Origin of the sequence: Bradyrhizobium sp., from assembly GCF_019244115.1 — a bacterium.
GTDB lineage: Bacteria > Pseudomonadota > Alphaproteobacteria > Rhizobiales > Xanthobacteraceae > Bradyrhizobium.
On sequence record NZ_JAFATE010000045.1, the window covers coordinates 12,717 to 31,411 of the forward strand.

Consider the following 18,695-nt stretch of genomic DNA (forward strand, 5'->3'; position numbering starts at 1 on the left):
ATGAGTGCAAGCATGAACAATCTCGGCGTCGTCAAGCGCAACATCGACCGCGCCGATCGGCAGGCCGTCGAGCGGCTGTCGGGTTTCGGGGTCGCCACCATCCACGAGGCGATGGGCCGCGTCGGGTTGATGCATCCCTATATCCGCCCGATCTTCCCGGATGCGCGGCTTTGCGGCACCGCGGTGACGGTGCTGCTCCAGCCTGGCGACAACTGGATGATGCATGTCGCAGCCGAGCAGATAAAGGAAGGCGACGTCGTGGTCGCGGCCTGCACGGTCGACAACACCGACGGTGTTTTCGGCGATCTGCTCGCCACCAGCTATCGCGCCCGCGGCGCCAAGGGGCTGATCATCGACGGCGGCGTGCGCGACGTGAAGGACCTGACCGAGATGCAGTTTCCGGTGTTCTCGCGCGCGGTCAGCGCCCGCGGCACCGTGAAGGCGACGCTCGGCTCGGTCAACATTCCCGTGGTCTGCGCCGGCGCGCTGGTCAATCCGGGCGACGTGATCATTGCTGATTCGGATGGCGTGGTCGTGGTGCCCGCCGCCGTCGCTCACCAGGCGGCGGAAGCGGCCGCCGCGCGCGAGGCCAATGAGGGCGACAAGCGCGCGCGGCTCGCCAAGGGCGAGCTCGGGCTCGACATGTACAAGATGCGCGAGCCGCTTGCGAAGGCCGGTCTCAAATATATCGATTGATGGTCATGACGCTCACGTCCAACCAATGGCATGTGGGGATCGTCGGTTACGGCGAGGTTGGCAAGATTTTGGCCGAAGACCTGTGCAGGGATGGCATCAAGGTCTCGGCCTATGACATCAAGCTCGACGGGGACCAGGCGAGGCCGCTGCAGGAGCATGCCGCCGGCATCGGCGTCACGCTCGCCCTGTCGTCTGCGGATCTGGCTACCCGCGCCGACTTGATCGTCTCCGCGGTCACCGCGCGTGAGACCGTGTCGGCGGCACAGGCCTGTGCTGGGGCGATGAAGAAGGGCGCCTGGTTCCTCGATTTCAATTCGGCCTCGCCGGCCGCGAAACAGCGCGCGGCGAAACTGGTCAACTGGGGTGGCGGACACTATGTCGAGGGGGCCGTGATGACCTCGGTGCCGCCCTATCGGATCAAGGTGCCGCTGCTGCTCGGCGGGCCCGCGGCCGCAGAACTCGCTCCGCTGATCAACGAACTCGGCTTCAACGCAAAAGTCGCGAGCGACAAGCTCGGGGTTTCTTCGGCGGTGAAGATGTGCCGCAGCATCATGATCAAGGGCATGGAGGCCATGGTGATCGAGGCGTTCACCACGGCGCGCGCCTATGGCGTGGAGGATCAAGTGCTCGCCTCGCTGAAAGCGACCTTTCCCGGCATCGACTGGGAGAAGCAGGGCGCCTATTTCTTCCAGCGCGTCATCGAGCACGGCCGCCGCCGCGCGGATGAAGTGCGCGAGGTGGCCGAGACCGTGCGCGAGGCCGGCCTGACGCCCTGGTCTGCACAGGGCACCGCCGAGCGCCAGGCCTGGATCGCCGACCTCGCCGATCAAGGCCTGTTCGGACAGAAAGGCAGCGAGGAGTTCGCCCGCAGCGCCGATTGGCGCACCGAGGCCGACCGCATCCTGAAGCAGATCAAGTCTGCGGAGTAACCAGTCAATGCAGTTGAAGAACGAGTTTCAGAAAACACCGGGCTGGCTCGACTGGTACGCCAGGCCCTCAAAGCCGCGCTTCAAGGTGCCGGCCGGGGCGGTCGATGCGCACTGCCACGTGTTCGGTCCGGGCGCCGAATATCCCTACGCGCCGGAGCGCAAATATACGCCCTGCGACGCCTCGCGCGATCAGCTCTATGCGTTGCGCGATCATCTCGGCTTTGCCCGCAACGTCGTGGTGCAGGCCACCTGCCACGGCGCCGACAACCGCGCGATGGTCGACGCGCTGATTCATTCCGGCGGCCGCGCGCGCGGCGTCGCCACGGTGAAGCGCAGCGTGACCGATGCCGAGCTTGCGGCGATGCATGAGGCGGGTGTGCGCGGCGTCCGCTTCAATTTCGTCAAGCGCCTGGTCGATTTCACCCCGAAGGACGAACTGAACGAGATCGCAACCCGGATCGCAAAGCTCGGCTGGCATGTCGTGATCTACTTTGAGGCGGTCGACCTCCCCGAACTCTGGGATTTCTTCACCACGCTGCCGACGACCGTGGTCGTCGACCATATGGGCAGACCCGACGTGACAAAGCCTGTCGATGGCCCGGAGTTCGAGTTGTTCGTCAGATTCATGCGCGAGCATGGCAATGTCTGGGCCAAGGTCTCTTGCCCGGAGCGGCTGTCGGTGAAGGGGCCGCCGGCACTGAATGGCGAGCAGAACGCCTATCGCGATGTGATCCCGTTCGCGCGCCGCATCGTCGAGACCTTTCCGGACCGCGTGCTGTGGGGCACCGACTGGCCACATCCCAACCTCAAGGATCACATGCCCGACGACGGGCTGCTGGTCGATTTCATTCCGCATATCGCAATCACAGAGGGCCTGCAGCACAAGCTTCTGGTCGACAACCCGATGCGGCTGTATTGGCCCGAGCAAGCCTGAGAGAGGAGACGACCGATGTCGCTCGACAAACCCTATATGGACGTTCCCGGCACGACGATTTTCGACGCCGACAAATCGCGCGAGGGCTATCATCTGAACCAGTTCTGCATGTCGCTGATGAAGGCGGAGAACCGCGCGCGCTTCAAGGCGAACGAGCGCGCCTATCTCGATGAATGGCCGATGAGCGAGGAGCAGAAGCAGGCGGTGCTGAACCGCGATCTCAACCGCTGCATTGAGCTCGGCGGCAACATCTATTTCCTCGCCAAGATCGGCGCCACCGACGGCAAGAGCTTTCAGCAGATGGCCGGCAGCATGACCGGGATGACCGAAGAAGCCTATCGCGAGATGATGGTGAAGGGCGGCCGTCCTGTCGAAGGCAATCGATACACCGAGGAGAAGAAGTAAATGGCCCGCATCACCGCCAGCGTCTACACCTCGCACGTGCCGGCGATCGGGGCTGCCCTCGACCTCGGCAAGAGCCAAGAGGCCTATTGGGAGCCCGTGTTCAAGGGCTACGAATTTGCAAAACAGTGGGAGAAGGAGCAGAAGCCGGACGTCGTGTTTCTGGTGTTCAACGATCACGCCACCGCCTTCAGCCTGGAAATGATCCCGACCTTTGCGATCGGCACCGCGGCCGAATACGCGCCGGCCGACGAAGGCTGGGGTCCGCGCCCGGTCCCGAAGGTGATCGGGCATCCAAAGCTCGCCGCGCACATCGCGCAGTCGGTGATCCAGGACGACTTTGACCTCACCATCGTCAACAAGATGGATGTCGATCACGGCCTCACCGTGCCGCTTAGCCTGGTGTTCGGGCAGGTCGATGCCTGGCCGTGCCCGATCATCCCGTTCGCTGTCAACGTCGTGCAATATCCGGTGCCGTCGGGACGGCGCTGCTTCATGCTCGGCAAGGCGATCCGCAAGGCGATCGAAACTTTTGACGAGCCGCTCAACGTGCAGATCTGGGGCACTGGAGGCATGAGCCACCAGTTGCAGGGGCCGCGCGCTGGCCTGATCAACCGCGAATGGGACAACGCCTTCCTCGATCGCCTGATCAACGATCCGGACGCATTGTCGCGGTTGCCTCACATCGATTATGTGCGCGAGGCCGGCAGCGAGGGCATCGAGCTCGTGATGTGGCTGATCGCGCGCGGCGCGATGAACGATACCGATGGCGGCAAGAAGCCGACGGTGCGGCACCGCTTCTACCATGTGCCCGCGAGCAACACGGCTGTCGGCCATCTGATCCTGGAGAACAATTGATATGGCTGGAACTATCAAGGTCGCGCTGGCGGGAGCGGGCGCGTTCGGGATCAAGCATCTCGACGGCATCAACAACATCGACGGCGTCGAAGTGGTGTCGCTGGTCGGCCGCAGACTGGAGCCGACGAAGGAGATCGCCGACAAATACGGCATCCGGCATGTGTCGACCGAGCTTGCCGACAGTCTCGCGCTGAGCGAGGTCGATGCCGTCATTCTCTGCACGCCGACGCAAATGCACGCGGAGCAGGCGCTCGCCTGCCTGAAGGCGGGCAAGCATGTGCAGGTCGAAATTCCGCTCGCCGACTCGCTTGCCGATGCGCAGGCCGTGGTCGATCTGCAGAAGCAGACCGGGCTGGTCGCGATGTGCGGCCACACCCGCCGCTTCAATCCGAGCCATCAATGGGTGCACAAGAAGATCGTGGCCGGCGAGTTCAACATCCAGCAGATGGACGTGCAGACCTATTTCTTTCGCCGCACCAATATGAACGCGCTGGGGCAGCCCAGGAGCTGGACCGATCATCTGCTGTGGCATCATGCGGCGCATACGGTCGACCTGTTCGCCTACCAGGCGGGCTCGCCGATCGTGAAGGCCAATGCGGTGCAGGGGCCGGTCAATCCCGCGCTCGGCATCGCCATGGACATGTCGATTCAATTGAAGACGCAAAGCGGTGCGATCTGCACGCTGAGCCTGTCGTTCAACAATGACGGGCCGCTCGGCACCTTCTTCCGCTACATCGGCGACACCGGCACCTATATCGCGCGTTACGACGACCTGGTGAACGGCAAGGAAGAGAAGATCGACGTCTCCAAGGTCGACGTCTCGATGAACGGCATCGAGCTGCAGGACGGCGAGTTCTTTGCCGCGATCCGCGAAGGCCGCGAGCCGAACTCCAGCGTCGCCCAGGTGCTGCCGTGCTACAAGGTGCTGCACGACCTCGACCAGCAGCTCGCCGCCGATTGACCGGAGCTGTAGGGTGGGCACAGCGAAGCGTGCCCGCCGCCAAGCGTGGCGCCGGCGAAAGATGGTGGGCACGGCGCAAACGCGCCGTTGCCCACCCTACAGACAGAGTAAGGTCGAATGAATTGCAGCCGCATCGGCGGTGCGCTCCCTCCCCCTTGCGGGGAAGGGGTACCAGACGACGAGCTGTGTCCGGGGGCCCTCACCCCCAACCCCTCCCGGCAAGGGGGAGGGGAGCGGCCGTGCTCGCGGACGCATTTTTGCATCATGCATGAGTGATTGACGGTGTCGAAGGGACAACCGATGAGCAACCTCCGTGGCATTTCGTCGATGGCGACGCGGCAAATCCTGGCCGAGCTCGCCGAAGCCTATGCGATATCGACCGCCGAGAAGGTCGCGATCGAATCCGTCGGCGGCGTCGATGCCGCCAGGCGCATCCGCGCCGGAGAAGCGTTCGATTTCGCGGTCCTTGCATTGGACGCGCTCGCGCAGCTCGAACGCGACGACCATATCGTTGCGGGCAGCATTTTGGGCTTTGCGCAATCGCCGATGGCAATGGCGGTGCGGGCCGGCGCAAGGCGTCCCGCGATCTCAGACGAAGCCGCCGTGCGGGCTGCGATGCAGGCGGCACGCGCGATCGGCATCTCGACCGGCCCGAGCGGCAACCATGTGCTCAAGCTCGTGCGCGACTGGGGCCTGGAACAGGAGCTTTCCAAGCAGATCGTTCAGGCTCAACCCGGCGTTCCCGTTGCGGCGCTGCTGGCAGGCGGCGAGGCTGACCTCGGATTTCAGCAGCTGAGCGAGCTTCTGGCTGCGCCGGGCATTGAGATCGTCGGGGTCCTTCCACAGGCGATCCAGCCGATGACGGTTTTTGCCGCGGGGATTTGCAAGGCTGCAGCCAACGCAGCGGGCGCGCGCGCCTTCATGGAATACCTCGCCTCCGATCGCTCGGCCGACGCCAAGCGCCGCCACGGCATGACGCCGGCGTGAGCCGACGGTTCACCTCTCCCCGCTGCGGGGAGAGGTCGCCGCGCTTGCGCGGCGGGTGAGGGGGACTCTCCACGATCTCGGTCCGTTGAGACTCCCCCTCACCCCAACCCTCTCCCCGCAAGCGGGGAGAGGGAGCTCACCGCCGTCATGGCGCGATCTCCAATCCGACGTCGTCATCCGCCGGCCTGGGCCTTGTCGCGGAAGGCGCGCGGGGAGAGGCCCGTGGCGCCGACGAACAGGCGACTGAAATAGGCCGGATCGTTGAAGCCGAGCGTATAGGCAATGGTCGAGATCGGCATGTTGGTATAGACGAGGTTGCGCCGGGCCTCCCGCACCACGCGCTCCAGGATCAGGTTTGAGGCGGCGTGTCCGGTCGCGGCGCGGGTGAGGCGGCTCAGATGGGTCGGCGTGATGGAGAGCGCGGCGGCATACTCCGTCACTCCCCAGTGCTCGCGAAAATGCTGCTCGATCAGCGCCTCGAAGCGCCGCACCAGGTCGGATGTCGCACTGCCATCGCGCGCGCCCTCGTGCCCGGCGAGTTCGCGCGCAACGAGCCCGATCAGGTTGGCTGCGAGCGCGCGCAGCATGTGGGCCCTGGCAAAGTGCCGTGCGGCATATTCGTCAAAGATCTGCGTCATGGTCGCACGCATCCGCGCCGTGCCCTTGAGCACGGTCGATTGCGCAAGGATGCGCTCAAGGCCCTCCGGTGCCTCCAGCACCTCGTCGAGCATTTCAGCCGAGATCGTCAGCACAAAACCCTGGGTGCCCGGGCTGAAGGCGAAGCCATGGACATGCCCGACCGGTACGTTGATGACGCGCATCGGCTTCAAGGCAAAACGCCGTCCCTCCAGCGTCGCTTCGCCGCCGCCGCGCTCGATCAGCAGGATCTGGTGCAGCCGGGCATGGCGATGCGGCGGAAACGTCCAGTCGTGCAGCACCGAGCGCGCCGCGATGGTTTCGCAATGCACGACATCGGGCAGATCTCCGGCTTCGCCGTATAGATTATAGGTCTGGATCGACCGGGGTGTGGCTACCGCGCGCATGTTCGAATTGTACAAGAGTTTGGAGATTTCATCCATTCGCGGTGCGACGGATTCGACTAAAAATCTCCAAGCAGAACGAGACATGACGAGCGCGGAGGACACCCGGTGAAGGTCCAGGTTTGCATCATCGGTGGCGGACCGTCCGGACTTCTGTTGTCCCAGCTTCTGCACCTGCAGGGCATCGATACCGTCATCCTGGAAAAATCCAGCCGCGAGCATGTGCTGGCGCGGATTCGCGCCGGCGTGCTGGAGCACGGTTTTGCCAGGCTGATGCGCGAGGCGCAGTGCGGCGAGCGCATGGACCGCGAGGGCGAAATCCACAATGGTTTTCATATCGCCCATGACGGCGTGCTGGATCATGTCGATCTGCACAAATATTCGGGCGGCAACTCCGTTCTCGTCTATGGCCAGACCGAGATCACGCGCGACCTCTACGAGGCGCGGGACCGGCTCGGCGGTAAGGTCGTGCACGAGGCCGAGGACGTCACGCCGCACGACATCGATTCGGAAAAACCCTTCGTCACCTATCGGACCGCGGGGGCGACCGTTCGCGTCGACTGCGACTATGTCGTCGGCGCCGACGGTTTTCACGGCGTCAGCCGCAAGTCTATACCGAAGCACAAGCTCACCGAATATGAGCGCGTCTATCCGTTCGGCTGGCTCGGGGTGCTGTCGCGCACCAGGCCGGTGTCGTCTGAGCTGATCTATGTGAAGCATGAGCGCGGTTTCGCGCTGTGCTCGATGCGCTCGCAGGTGCTGAGCCGCTATTACATCCAGGTGCCGCTCACCGACAAGCCCGCCGACTGGCCGGATGAAGCATTCTGGGTCGAACTGAAGCGGCGGCTGCCGACCGAGGTTGCCGGGCGGCTGATCACCGGCCCGTCGATCGAGAAGAGCATCGCGCCGCTGCGCAGTTTCGTGGCCGAGCCGATGCGCTACGGGCGGCTGTTCCTGGCCGGCGACGCCGCCCACATCGTGCCGCCGACCGGCGCGCGGGGGCTGAACACGGCGGCCTCCGACGTGTACTATCTCTATCACGCGCTGCTCGACCACTATAAGAAGGGCGACGATCGCGGCCTCGACGACTATTCCGCCCGGGCGCTGGCGCGGGTCTGGAAGGCGCAGCGCTTTTCCTGGTGGATGACCATGCTGCTGCATCGCTTCCCCGATCGTCTTTCCTATGACGACCGGCTGCAGCAGACCGACATGGCCTATCTGTTCTCGTCGGAAGCCGCATTGCGCTCGCTCGCCGAAAATTACGTCGGCCTGCCGTTTTGAGATGCTGTGAGAGTCCAGGTGTCGATAGGAGCGGGTTGAATAGCAGCCGCATCGGTGGTGGGCATCGATCAAATCCGCGATCACCGCCCTCGCTGCGCTTGCCGCTGGCCCGGCATTGAATGAAGAATATGGCCAGAGCGGCAAAGAAGCTCGGCCAAGACAAGGGAGGATTGGCATGAAACGGTTTCAAGTCGCACAGGCATGTGCGTTGACGAGCGCCTTGATGGCTCTGGTCGCGGCGGCTCCGGCGCAAGCTGCAGCCCTCGCCGGCGATCCCGCGGCGACCTGCAGCGGCCTCGCCGGGCCCGGGCAGGGCGCGTTCAAGATTGACAGCGCCGCGCTGCAATCACCGACGCCGCTTGCGGTCGCCGAGAAGGGGCCGACGCCATCAGGGCGGATCACCCCGGCCAATCCCGCGTTCTGTAAGGTGCTCGGGCATATTGATCCGAGTGATGCGTCTGCGCCGCCAATCAGGTTCGAGGTCAACCTGCCGACGGAGTGGAACGGCCGCTCGCTGCAATATGGCGGCGGCGGTTTCAACGGCGTGCTGATTACGGGGCTTGCGCTGCCGCCGGCGCAGCCCTTCGACAAGGCCTCGCCGCTTGCGCAGGGCTTTGTCACCTACGGCACGGACTCAGGCCACGAAAGCAAGCCCGGTGAACCGCCGCAGGTGTTTGCGCTCAACGACGAGGCCTTCGAAAATTTCGCCCACAAGGCCTACAAGAAGGTGCGCGATGCCGCTGTCGATCTGATGGTGCGCGCCTATGGCAAGCGGCCCGACAGGATGTACTTCATGGGCTCGTCCGAAGGCGGCCGCGAGGCGATGACCATGGCACAGCGTTACCCCGAGGATTTTGACGGCATTTTGGCACGCGTGCCGGTCATCAACTGGGTTGGACTGCTGCATGCGTCAAACCGTTCGGGGCTCGTGACCATGGGCGAGGCCTGGATCCGTCCGGCGCAGGTCAAACTCGTCGCCGACGCCGTGCGCAAAACCTGCGACAAGGCCGACGGCTCCGATGACCAGCTGATCGAGGATCCCGTTTCGTGCAAGGCGAGCTTCAGGCCGGAGACGCTGCGCTGCACCGAGGGGCAGAGCGGCGACCAGTGCCTGAGCGACCAGCAGATCGCCGCCATCAACACGCTCCATTCGCCTTTCAAGTTTCCGTTCGCGCTCGCCAACGGTCTTGACGATTATCCGGGCTGGGGCGTGTCCGGCGAAGACACCCCGGCCTTCGGCCCGACCGGCGGCTGGAGTGCGTGGTGGCTCGGCACCGCCGCGCCGGCGCTGCCGCCGGTGCCGGCGAACGCGATCCAATGGGTCTTTGGCTCCGGGGCCATCCAATATGTCATGTCCCGTGATCCGAAGCTCGACGTCAGGGCATATAAGCCCGAGGACCACAAGGAGCGCCTGCTGCAAGTCTCCAACCTGATGGATTCGACCAATCCGGACCTCGGCAAATTCCGCGCCCATGGCGGCAGGCTGATCATGCTCGAATACATGGCCGATTATGCGCAGTCCCCCTATGCCGGCATCCGCTATTTCGAGAAGGTGCAGGCGACGCTCGGCAAGGCCGAGACCGCGGAATTCGCACGGCTCTATACCGCGCCTGGCGTTGATCATGTCGGTTCCGGGGCGCCCGCCAATGTCGACATGCTCGGCGTGCTGGTTGATTGGGTCGAGAACGGCAAGGCACCCGGCGATCTCGAAGTGGTGGAGCAGAAGGTCGAGGCGCCGGCGTTCCCGGTCGTCCGCGCGCTGCCGCTGTGCCAGTGGCCGGCCTGGCCGCACTACAAGAGCGGCGACGTCAATGCCGCCGCGAGCTTTGCCTGTGCGCCTTGACGCTGTTTCGCCTCCCCGCTTGCGGGGGAGGTCGCCGCGCTCTTCGAGCGCGGCGGGTGGGGGCGGGCCTTGCTCAAATTTATCAGCATCTCGTCGAGCCTCATGCCCCCACCCCGACCCCCGGAGCGCACCTTTCTTCGCGGCGACGCTACAACCTGATTCACCACCCCTCAGTGCGCGCCGCTGCCACCCGCTGCGCTTGCGGGCTTTTTCGTCAGCAGGATGGCGATGCCGGAGAGGATCAGCACCACGCCGAGTACTGCAAACGTATCGCTGTAGCCGAGCACCAGCGCCTGGCGCTTCACGATATTGCCGAGCGCGATGATGGCCTGGTGATGCGCGGCGGCGGGATCGCTGACGCCGTGGCTGAGGAAATAGTTGGTCACCTCCGCGATGCGGCTGCGCACCTCCTCGCGGCCGAGGTCGACCGACTGGCCGATGATGTTGGAATGGAACTGCTCGCGCTTGGTGACGATGGTGGCGAGCACGGCGGTGCCGATCGCGCCGCCGAGATTGCGCATCATGTTGGAGATGCCGGACGCCGCCGGCGCATCCAGCGGCGCGACGCTGCCGAGCGACACCGCGCTGAGCGGTGCCAGTGTCAGGGCTTGGCCGATCGCGCGCACGATGTTGGGGATGAAGAACTGGTCGCCTGAATAGTCGAGCGACATCGTCGTGTTCATGAAGGCGCTGACGGCGAACAGGCCGATCCCCGTGGCGGCGATATAGCGGGCATCGAAGCGCTGCATCAGTTTTGGCACCAGCGGAATGAGCAGCAGCTGCGGCAGCCCGGTCCAGGCCAGCACCGCGCCGATCTGCTCGGCATTGTAGCGCTGTACCTGGCCGAGATAGGCCGGCAGCAGATAGATCGAGCCGAACAGCGCAAACCCTAAGAACACGGCGGACAGCGTGCCCATACCAAAGCTGCGCTGGGTGAGCAGACGCAGCCGGAGCAGCGGCTTCTCGACCACCAACTCGTTGGCGACGAACAGCGTCAGGCTGACTATGGCGACGATTGCGAGCTTGACGATGAAGGGCGAACCGAACCAGTCGTCCTTGTTGCCTTCTTCGAGCACTGCTTGCAGCGATGAGAGGCCGATCGCCATGGTCGCGATGCCGAACCAGTCACCTTCCTTGAGCAAACCAAGCTGCATCGGCTGCCGCTCCAGCGTGAAATACAGCATCGTCACCATCACAGCGGTCGGCACCACGTTGACGAAGAAGATGGTCTGCCAGCCGTAATTTTCCGTGAGATAGCCGCCGATGGTCGGCCCGATCGCCGGCGCAAAGGTGACCGCGATCGAGAACATCGCAAGCCCGATCGGCTGCTGCGCCTTCGGCAGCTTTGTGAACACCAGCGTGAAGGCCATCGGGATCAGCACGCCGCCAAAGTAGCCCTGCAGGCCGCGCATCGCGATCATCGACGGCAGGTCGGTGGTGAAGGCACAGGCGACCGAAAATAGGGCGAACAGCGCCGCATGGCCGATCATGATCCTGCGGAACGAGAACACGCGGCTGAGATAGTCGGTGAGCGGGATCACCACGATCTCGCCGATCAGATAGGACGTCGAGATCCACGAGCCGTTATCGACACCGGTGCCGATGCCGCCTTCGATGTTGAGCAGCGAGGCATTGGTGATCTGGATGTTCAGGATGGCCATGAACGCGCCAATCATGGCGGCGAACACGGCGATCCAGGTGGTGAGGCTGGCGCGACCGGAGCTGGCCGGCGCCGCGGCCGCCGGCTTGGCAGCGATGCGTGGCGCGAGCGCCTGACTTGAAAAAGCGAGGCTGGACATGACATCACCTCTGCGCAACGGAATAGACGGACTTCGCCGCGGTCTCGGGCGCCGCGGCGGGACGGGCGACGACGTCGGGCCGCGCCCGTGTCGCAATTGTCGGGATCACCGACATGCCGGGACGCAGTTCGATCGCGGTATCGTCCAGCGCGATCTTCACCGGGATGCGCTGCACCACCTTGGTGAAATTGCCCGTCGCGTTGTCCGGCGGCAGCAGCGCGAATTCCTGGCCCGACGCCGGCGCCAGGCTGTCGACATGGCCATGCACGATCTTGCCGGGGAACATGTCGACCTCGATATCGACCGCTTGGCCGTTGCCGACATGGGTGAGCTGCGTCTCCTTGAAATTGGCGATGACATAGGCGCCGCTCGCCGGCACCAGCGACATCAACTGGGTCCCCGCCTGCACGAACTGCCCGGTGCGCAGCGTGCGGTTGCCTACCACGCCGTCGATCGGCGCCGTGATCGTCGTGTAGCCGAGATTGAGCTCGGCCTGCTGTTCGATCGCGGCGGCGCGGGCAACCGCAGCGGTCGCCTGCGCGATCTCGGCCTTGAGCAGCTCGACTTGCTTCAGCGCCGAGGCGAGATTGGCAGTGTCGCGCTGGATAGCGGCCTCGGCGCTGGCATTCTTCGACTGCGCGGCCTGCGCGTTCTGCACGCTGCCAAAGCCGGTGGCGGCGAGATCGGTGTAACGCTTGTTCTCCTGCTGCGCAAAAGTCTGGGTCGCCGTATCGACTTCGATCGTTGCCTTCGCCGCCGCGATCACCGCCTGCTGCACGTCGAGCTGCGCCTGCTTGCTTGCCAGCGCGGCCCGTGCCGCCGCGACATCCGCCTTGGCCTGGTCGAGCGCGACCTTGAAATCCCGGTCGTCGATCCGCGCCAGCACCTGGCCCGCTGCGACGCGCTCATTGTCGCCGACCTTGACGTCGGTCAGATAGCCCGAAACTCTCGGTGCGATCGTCGTGTTGTCGGCCTTCACATAGGCATCGTCGGTGGAGACGAGATAGCGCCCGACGGTCCAGTAGTCGTAACCGTACCAGCTCGCTCCGGCGAGCACGGCAACCGCCGCACTGGCGAGCAGCAGCTTGCGAAAGCTTTCCTTGACGCTGCGGCCCTGCGGGGCCGGAACGGTGGTCACCTCGGTGTGATCGGGAAGCAGCTGCTGCACGGCCTCGGCCGGCACTTTGTCTGCGGGCTGGAACGCTGTGTCGTGGCGGCTCATGGTGGCCCTCCTGTTGGCCTATCCCCTTGCTACCAAATGGAAATCCTATTCCATGAGGCGTGGGGTGAATTAGGAAACTTGACGTTTTCCAAAATAGCGCGCATATTTGGACTGTCAATGGAATGACAGGCATCATTTAAAAGCATGGCTCGAGCGATGGCTGAACAGAGGAAAGGCGCAGAAGAGATTCTGGCGGAGGCGCCGCGCGGCCGCGGCCGACCGCAGGCGCGCTCCGACGAGGAGACGCGCGCGATCATCTTTGGCGCGGCGCGGGCTGAATTCGCGGCGACCGGCTATGCTGCGACGTCGATGGAGACGGTGGCAAAGCGTGCCGGCATTTCGACGAAAACGCTCTATCGCCTCATCCCCAACAAGGCGGCGCTGTTCGAAGCGATGGTGACGGATCGCATCGCGGGGTTCGTCTCACGCGTTACGCTGCGCGCCTGCGAAGGCGGCAGCGACATCGAGGCGGCGCTTGCCGATGCGCTCACCGCCTGCGGCGAGCTGATGCTCGACGGCGATGTGATCGCGCTGCAGCGCGTGATCCTGGCCGACACCGACAAGTTTCCCGAAGTCGCCGAGACATTCTATCACAAGGCCATCACACCGACCCAGAATGCGCTCGCCGGCTGGCTGCGTACGCAGGAGAAGCGGGGGCTGATCCGCATCGGCGATGCCGATGTTTCAGCCGGCATGCTGCTCGGCATGCTCGCGCTGCAGCCGCTGCGCGCCGTCATGTTCGGCCACATCGCGCCGCCGAGTCGCCAGGACATTGCGCAGCGCGCGAAGAGCTGCGCAGCGCTGTTCCTGCGGGGCTGCGGTCACAGCAAGGACGCCGACCAGACCGCGATGAGATGAGATTGAGCTTGCGCCGCCGCGGCGGCGCACGCATCAAAGACGACCTTCATTGCATGAATTAGCACTATCTGTGTCATTTTAGCCAAGCCGGTCAAGTCGGCCTCGCTCAAATGTGAGCAAGCCGTTCATGCGCCGGTACTGCCGCCGAAGGGATTATGAAGTGGCGCGCGATGCACCGCTATGCCATGACTATGGCATGAACGATCCCGGCAAGGCGGCCCAATACCGGTTGCGAGCGACCTGGGCCGCGCAGGGCAGCGACGGCCGGAAACATCGTTCGCAGAAGAGCCAGGCCTTGATCGTCAACGCGCTGCTCGAACTGATCGCGCAGGGCAATCTGGAGCCGAGCGCCGACCAGATCGCCGAGTTCGCGAAGGTGGGCCGGCGTTCGGTATTCCGCCACTTCAAGGACATGGACACGCTGTACCGCGAAATGCACGCCAGCATCGCGATCTCGCTGGGATCGATCGTCGAGCAGCCGTTTCAGGCCGCGGACTGGCGTGGGCGGATTCTGGAACTGGTCGACCGGCGTGCGCTCGGTTTCGAGAAGCTGAAGCCGTTCCTGCGGGCCGGCCAGATTCACCGCCACCGCTCGAGCTACCTGAAGACCGCGCATGCGCAGTTCGTGGCCATGCTCAGAAGCATTCTTGTCGGGCTCTTGCCGAAGAGCGCCGCAGACGAGGTCGTCCTGGTCGAGACGCTCGACATGCTCCTGAGTTTTGAGACCTGGAGCCGGCTGCGCGACGTGCAGGGGCTGAGCGTGGCAAAATCCAAGCGCGTTCTCAAGCACGCGATCGAGCCGCTGCTCTCGGATGATCTTGCCCGCCGCCGCGGCTGGGGCGAGGGCTGCTAGCGCCCATCACCGTCGTCATGCCCGGCCTTGTGCCGGCGCATGAACGTCTTTGTTGCCGGAAGGAAGACGTGGATGGCCGGGACATGCCCGGCCGTGACGAGCAGATGTATGGTGCTGACGCCCGCATCACGGCTGTTGCAGATCAGTAAACCTCCTTTACTTACATCTGAGGAAAACCAACTTGTCCGCTCGGACATGGCCGGGTATGGATTCGGATGCAGGATACGAACCAGCAGGAGCGGCGTACCAACCAGGACCGGCGCGTTCATCTCCGGTTCAGGCGGATGGTCGACCGCAGCCGCTCGAACGCGGTTCTGACGCGGCTGCGCGCTCTCCTGCGCAGCAACGAGTTCTATCTGATCCCGCTCTCGCTCGTGCTCGGCATCATTGCCGGCGCGATCGTGACATTGATGAGCCAGATCGCCCAGATCATGCATGTGCTGATCTTCGGCATTCCGATCGACGTGCGGCTCAGCGCCAACGCCTATGTCAATCCGGTGATCGCCCTGGTTGCGCCCGCGACCGGCGGCCTCGCGCTCGGGGTGATGGAGTGGCTGCGCCGGCGCTGGAAGCTCCCGAGCGCCGTCGACCCGGTCGAGGCCAATGCGCTGCGCGGCGGGCGGCTGTCGCTCCGCGACAGCGTGGTGGTCTCAGCTCAGACCCTGGTCTCGAACGGCTGCGGTGCCTCGGTCGGCCTGGAGGCCGGTTATACCCAGATCGGCTCGGGTGCTGCGTCGCTGATCGGGCAGTTCCTGCATCTGCGCCGCAACGATCTCCGCCTGATCGTCGGCTGCGGCGCCGCGGCCGCGATCGCGGCCGCCTTCGGCGCGCCGATCACCGGCGCGTTCTTCGCCTGCGAGCTGATCGTCGGCGTCTATGCGGTCGGCAGCGCGGCGCCGATCCTGGCCGCGTCGCTGGCGGGCGCGCTGACTGCGCAATGGCTCGGCGGCGCGCCCTATTCGCTGGAAACGCCGCATGTCGGAACCGTCGGGATCGAGCAGTATCTGGCGCTGATTGCGCTGGCGCTGATCGTGAGCGCGATCGGCATCGTGGTGATGCGCTCGTCGTCCTGGGTCGAGCGCCTGTTCACCTGGATGCCGGTCTGGATCAGGCCCGCGATGGGCGGCCTCGTGGTCGGCGCGATGGCGATCGTCACACCCCAGGTGCTCGCGGCTGGTCACGGCGCCATGCTGCTCAACCTGCACCGCGAGATGGCCATCGGCATGATCGCGATGATCATCATCCTGAAACTGTTCGCCTGCCTGGTGTCGCTGGCTTCCGGGTTCCGCGGCGGCTTGTTCTTCGCCTCGCTGTTCATCGGCAGCATGCTCGGAAAGCTGTTTGCGGCGGTGCTGCTCCTGGTAGCGCCGTCGATCGCGGTCGATCCGCTGGTCAGCATGCTCACCGGCATGGCGACGCTCGGGGTCGCCATCGTCGGCGGCCCGCTCACCATGTCGTTCCTGGTCCTGGAAATGACCCGCAGCGTCGACGTCTCGGCCGTCGTTCTCGCCGCCTGCATCGTCACCTCGATCTGCGTCCGCTTCATGTTCGGCCACTCGTTCTCGACCTGGCGGCTGCATCTGCGCGGCGAGACCATCCGCGGCGCCAATGATGTCGGCTGGCTGCGCAATCTGACCGTCGAACGGATGATGCGCAGCGACGTCGGCAAGGTTCCCTCGACGACGACGATCGCCGGTGCGCGCCGCGAGTTCGTGCTGGGGTCGCGGCCGGCCATCGCGGTGGTCAACAATTCCGACGACTATCTCGGTCTGGTGCTGCTGCCCGAACTGTATCTGGGCGAGCTCGATCAGATTGCGGATGAAATCCAGGTGATCGAGCTTGCCCACTACACCGACGTGGCGCTACTCCCGGAAATGAACGTGAAGACCGCCATGCGGATGTTCGACGATGCGGAAGCCGAGGTGCTCGCGGTTCTGGAATCCGCCGAGAGCCGCAAGGTGGTCGGCTTCTTGACCGAGTCCTTCGCCCGCCGCCGCTATGTCGAGGAAATCGACCAGGCAACCCGCGGCGTCCTCGGCGCGTTGTCATAATAGCTGCCATACAAATTGCCCCAAATGGGTGCGAAGCGGGCGCGCAGCTCGATGAAGTCGAGCTGTAGCCACACGGGAGGTGGGCTCCCTCCCCCTTGCGGGGCAGGGCTGGGGAGGGGGTAACCCAGAGACACCGTGCTCGCGGACCTCCACCCCCGACCCCTCCCCGCAAGGGGGAGGGGGCGCGACAGCAAGCGAGGATGACAATGCGATATTGCCTGACGACTGCGGCTGCGATGGCCGGACTGTTTTTGGCAGCCGCGAGCGCACAGACTGCCGATCCGCCGGTGTTGAAAGGCAAGGACGCGTTCGGCAGCTGGCGGGACGACAAGCCTGGCACGGTGCGCCTGATCCGGCCCGAGGATCTGCCGCCGCCCGGCGCCACGCGCTCGGCCTCGAACGGCTCGCGCATCGTGCGGCGCCCGACGGAGGCTGTTCCGCAGGTCCCGCCCGGCTTCAAGATCGAATTGTTCGCGCAAGGCCTGAGCGGTCCACGCACCATCCGCATCGCGCCGAACGGCGACATCTTTATCGTCGAATCCGAAGTTGGTCGGATCCGCGTCTATCGCGCAGCCGATGGCGCAGCAAAGCCGACAGAGCAAACCACCTATGTCAGTGATCTCAACTATCCCTTCGGCATCGCGTTCTATCCCGCGGGCGACGATCCGAAATGGCTTTATGTCGCCAACACCGACGGCGTGGTGCGCTTTCCCTATCATTCCGGAGACGTGAAGGCGTCGGGGCCTGCGGAAACCATCGTGCAAAACCTGCCCGAGGGCGGTCACGCGACCCGCGACATCGCCTTCACCAAAGACGGCAACAGGATGCTGGTCTCGGTCGGCTCCGGCAGCAATGTCGGCGAGGGGATAGGCCGGCCGCCGGGCGGCCTCGAGGCCTGGGCGAGCCAGCATGCGCTCGGCGCGACCTGGGGCTATGAGACCGATCGCGCCGGCGTGCTGTCCTTCGATCCCGACGGCAAGCACAAAAGCGTGTTCGCGACCGGCATCCGCAACTGCGTCGCGCTCGTCGTGCAGCCAGAAAGCGGCGAGCCCTGGTGCGCGACCAATGAGCGCGACGGGCTCGGCGACGATCTCGTGCCGGACTACGTCACCCGCGTGCACGAAGGCGCCTTTTATGGCTGGCCCTGGTATTATCTCGGCGCCCACGAGGACCCGCGCCAAATAGGCCAGCGGCCGGACCTCAAGGACAAGATCACCGTGCCCGACGTGCTGCTGCAGTCGCATTCGGCGCCGCTCGGGCTCACGTTCTACCAGGGCAGCAATTTTCCCGCGGAGTATCGCGGCGATGGTTTCGTCGCCGCGCACGGCTCGTGGAACAGAGCAAAACGCACCGGCTACAAAGTCGTGCGCATCCGCATGAAGGACGGCGTGCCGACCGGCGAATACGAGGATTTCGTCACCGGCTTCGTTCTCGACGACCGCGCGGTCTGGGGCCGCCCGGTCGGCGTTGCCGTCGCCCATGACGGCGCGCTGCTGATATCGGACGATGCCAACGGCACGATCTGGCGCGTGACCCATGAGTGATTGCGTGTGTCAATCTGCTGAGGTGGTGCCACAAACACGGCAGTCATGCCCCGCGAAAGCGGGGCATCCAGTACGCCGCGGTCCATCAGGTCAAGCACTGCTGTCTCTGGAATACTGGATCACCCGCTTTCGCCGGTGATGACAGTGTCAATTGAACTGGATGACGGGGGATTTGTGCATATTGCTGAGGCGGCGCGACAAACACGATGGTCATGCCCCGCGAAAGCGGGGCATCCAGTACGCTGTGGCCCATCAGGTCAGGCACTGCTGTCTCTGGAATACTGGATCACCCGCTTTCGCGGGTGATGACGACTCCAAATTCTGATTGCACGACGGGCAATTTGTGCATGAGCCCCATGCTCAAAATGCCTGTCGTGCCAATCTGTCGCAGGATGCAAGTGCTGATTTTCGGAAATAGACTTGACGCCGACCCCAAA

The 18,695-nt window shown here is 64.5% G+C and carries 18 protein-coding genes; 13 read left to right on the top strand and 5 right to left on the bottom strand.

From position 1 onward, the window contains the following. The 7 genes from ligK to JOZ76_RS02255 all read left to right on the top strand — a co-directional run bounded on the left by ligK (position 1) and on the right by JOZ76_RS02255 (position 5,767). A complete protein-coding gene (gene ligK, locus JOZ76_RS02225) occupies positions 1-696 on the top strand; it encodes a 4-carboxy-4-hydroxy-2-oxoadipate aldolase/oxaloacetate decarboxylase (protein ID WP_291696999.1) in 696 nt (231 codons plus the stop codon). After that, complete coding sequence (locus JOZ76_RS02230) at positions 696-1,625, top strand: NAD(P)-dependent oxidoreductase (RefSeq protein WP_291697000.1); 930 nt, start codon at positions 696-698, stop codon at positions 1,623-1,625. Before ligK ends, JOZ76_RS02230 begins: the two co-directional genes overlap by 1 nt. Before the next feature lie 7 nt (positions 1,626-1,632). Further along, complete coding sequence (locus JOZ76_RS02235; protein ID WP_291697001.1) at positions 1,633-2,559, top strand: amidohydrolase family protein; 927 nt, start codon at positions 1,633-1,635, stop codon at positions 2,557-2,559. 15 nt (positions 2,560-2,574) lie between these two features. Then, positions 2,575-2,964 (top strand): protocatechuate 4,5-dioxygenase subunit alpha, encoded by a 390-nt coding sequence (gene ligA / locus JOZ76_RS02240; protein WP_291697002.1) that lies wholly within the window; start codon positions 2,575-2,577, stop codon positions 2,962-2,964. Then, a complete protein-coding gene (locus JOZ76_RS02245) occupies positions 2,965-3,819 on the top strand; it encodes a class III extradiol dioxygenase subunit beta (protein WP_291697003.1) in 855 nt (284 codons plus the stop codon). It begins immediately after the preceding gene. A gap of 1 nt (position 3,820) precedes the next feature. Next, positions 3,821-4,780, top strand: coding sequence for a Gfo/Idh/MocA family oxidoreductase (locus tag JOZ76_RS02250; protein WP_291697004.1), 960 nt, complete (start codon positions 3,821-3,823; stop codon positions 4,778-4,780). Positions 4,781-5,080: 300 nt separating this feature from the next. Beyond that, positions 5,081-5,767, top strand: a complete 687-nt coding sequence (locus JOZ76_RS02255; protein ID WP_291697005.1) for a substrate-binding domain-containing protein — start codon at positions 5,081-5,083, stop codon at positions 5,765-5,767. A 173-nt stretch (positions 5,768-5,940) separates the two neighbouring features. On the opposite strand, the gene JOZ76_RS02260 is transcribed toward JOZ76_RS02255, so the two are convergent. Further along, the gene (locus JOZ76_RS02260) at positions 5,941-6,846 is read right to left on the bottom strand and encodes a helix-turn-helix domain-containing protein (RefSeq protein WP_291697006.1); all 906 of its coding nucleotides are present in this window, start codon (positions 6,844-6,846) and stop codon (positions 5,941-5,943) included. Positions 6,847-6,915: 69 nt separating this feature from the next. Between JOZ76_RS02260 and pobA the strand changes: the two genes are divergently transcribed. Next, positions 6,916-8,088, top strand: a complete 1,173-nt coding sequence (pobA, locus tag JOZ76_RS02265) for a 4-hydroxybenzoate 3-monooxygenase (protein ID WP_291697007.1) — start codon at positions 6,916-6,918, stop codon at positions 8,086-8,088. Between the two features lie 223 nt (positions 8,089-8,311). After that, the gene (locus JOZ76_RS02270; RefSeq protein WP_441299960.1) at positions 8,312-9,931 is read left to right on the top strand and encodes a tannase/feruloyl esterase family alpha/beta hydrolase; all 1,620 of its coding nucleotides are present in this window, start codon (positions 8,312-8,314) and stop codon (positions 9,929-9,931) included. 170 nt (positions 9,932-10,101) lie between these two features. Here the strand turns inward: JOZ76_RS02270 and JOZ76_RS02275 are convergent, their stop codons facing one another. After that, on the bottom strand, positions 10,102-11,730 hold the full coding sequence (locus JOZ76_RS02275) for an MDR family MFS transporter (RefSeq protein ID WP_291697009.1): 1,629 nt from the start codon (positions 11,728-11,730) through the stop codon (positions 10,102-10,104). 4 nt (positions 11,731-11,734) lie between these two features. Continuing rightward, complete coding sequence (locus JOZ76_RS02280) at positions 11,735-12,952, bottom strand: HlyD family secretion protein (RefSeq protein WP_291697010.1); 1,218 nt, start codon at positions 12,950-12,952, stop codon at positions 11,735-11,737. 156 nt (positions 12,953-13,108) lie between these two features. Between JOZ76_RS02280 and JOZ76_RS02285 the strand changes: the two genes are divergently transcribed. Together JOZ76_RS02285 and JOZ76_RS02290 are read left to right on the top strand one after the other, a co-directional pair. Beyond that, entirely contained in the window at positions 13,109-13,810 is a 702-nt protein-coding gene (locus tag JOZ76_RS02285) for a TetR/AcrR family transcriptional regulator (RefSeq protein WP_291697011.1), read from the top strand. A gap of 160 nt (positions 13,811-13,970) precedes the next feature. Then, on the top strand, positions 13,971-14,663 hold the full coding sequence (locus JOZ76_RS02290; RefSeq protein WP_291697012.1) for a TetR/AcrR family transcriptional regulator: 693 nt from the start codon (positions 13,971-13,973) through the stop codon (positions 14,661-14,663). Here the strand turns inward: JOZ76_RS02290 and JOZ76_RS02295 are convergent. Then, positions 14,660-14,932 carry a hypothetical protein gene (locus JOZ76_RS02295; RefSeq protein WP_291697013.1) on the bottom strand — a complete coding sequence of 91 codons (273 nt, stop codon included), beginning with the start codon at positions 14,930-14,932 and terminating at the stop codon, positions 14,660-14,662. The two genes, JOZ76_RS02290 and JOZ76_RS02295, sit on opposite strands and share 4 nt — an antisense overlap. A 15-nt stretch (positions 14,933-14,947) precedes the next feature. Here JOZ76_RS02295 and JOZ76_RS02300 point away from each other — a divergent pair, with 15 nt between their 5' ends. After that, positions 14,948-16,714, top strand: a complete 1,767-nt coding sequence (locus tag JOZ76_RS02300) for a chloride channel protein (RefSeq protein ID WP_291697014.1) — start codon at positions 14,948-14,950, stop codon at positions 16,712-16,714. 200 nt (positions 16,715-16,914) lie between these two features. After that, entirely contained in the window at positions 16,915-18,258 is a 1,344-nt protein-coding gene (locus JOZ76_RS02305) for a PQQ-dependent sugar dehydrogenase (RefSeq protein WP_441299958.1), read from the top strand. A 257-nt stretch (positions 18,259-18,515) separates the two neighbouring features. On the opposite strand, the gene JOZ76_RS02310 is transcribed toward JOZ76_RS02305, so the two are convergent. Continuing rightward, on the bottom strand, positions 18,516-18,695 hold a 180-nt coding region (locus JOZ76_RS02310), incomplete at its 5' end, for a hypothetical protein (protein WP_291697016.1).

Bases quoted from the DNA above. Each gene is read 5' to 3' on its own strand.
- JOZ76_RS02285 (WP_291697011.1), top strand. From the start codon at position 13,109: ATGGCTGAACAGAGGAAAGGCGCAGAAGAGATTCTGGCGGAGGCGCCG.
- JOZ76_RS02230 (WP_291697000.1), top strand. From the start codon at position 696: ATGGTCATGACGCTCACGTCCAACCAATGGCATGTGGGGATCGTCGGT.
- JOZ76_RS02255 (WP_291697005.1), top strand. From the start codon at position 5,081: ATGAGCAACCTCCGTGGCATTTCGTCGATGGCGACGCGGCAAATCCTG.
- JOZ76_RS02235 (WP_291697001.1), top strand. From the start codon at position 1,633: ATGCAGTTGAAGAACGAGTTTCAGAAAACACCGGGCTGGCTCGACTGG.
- JOZ76_RS02250 (WP_291697004.1), top strand. From the start codon at position 3,821: ATGGCTGGAACTATCAAGGTCGCGCTGGCGGGAGCGGGCGCGTTCGGG.
- JOZ76_RS02280 (WP_291697010.1), bottom strand. From the start codon at position 12,952: ATGAGCCGCCACGACACAGCGTTCCAGCCCGCAGACAAAGTGCCGGCC.
- JOZ76_RS02260 (WP_291697006.1), bottom strand. From the start codon at position 6,846: ATGGATGAAATCTCCAAACTCTTGTACAATTCGAACATGCGCGCGGTA.
- JOZ76_RS02305 (WP_441299958.1), top strand. From the start codon at position 16,915: ATGACAATGCGATATTGCCTGACGACTGCGGCTGCGATGGCCGGACTG.
- JOZ76_RS02275 (WP_291697009.1), bottom strand. From the start codon at position 11,730: ATGTCCAGCCTCGCTTTTTCAAGTCAGGCGCTCGCGCCACGCATCGCT.
- JOZ76_RS02295 (WP_291697013.1), bottom strand. From the start codon at position 14,932: ATGAACGCGCCGGTCCTGGTTGGTACGCCGCTCCTGCTGGTTCGTATC.
- ligA (WP_291697002.1), top strand. From the start codon at position 2,575: ATGTCGCTCGACAAACCCTATATGGACGTTCCCGGCACGACGATTTTC.
- ligK (WP_291696999.1), top strand. From the start codon at position 1: ATGAGTGCAAGCATGAACAATCTCGGCGTCGTCAAGCGCAACATCGAC.
- JOZ76_RS02300 (WP_291697014.1), top strand. From the start codon at position 14,948: ATGGTCGACCGCAGCCGCTCGAACGCGGTTCTGACGCGGCTGCGCGCT.
- JOZ76_RS02245 (WP_291697003.1), top strand. From the start codon at position 2,965: ATGGCCCGCATCACCGCCAGCGTCTACACCTCGCACGTGCCGGCGATC.
- JOZ76_RS02270 (WP_441299960.1), top strand. From the start codon at position 8,312: ATGGCTCTGGTCGCGGCGGCTCCGGCGCAAGCTGCAGCCCTCGCCGGC.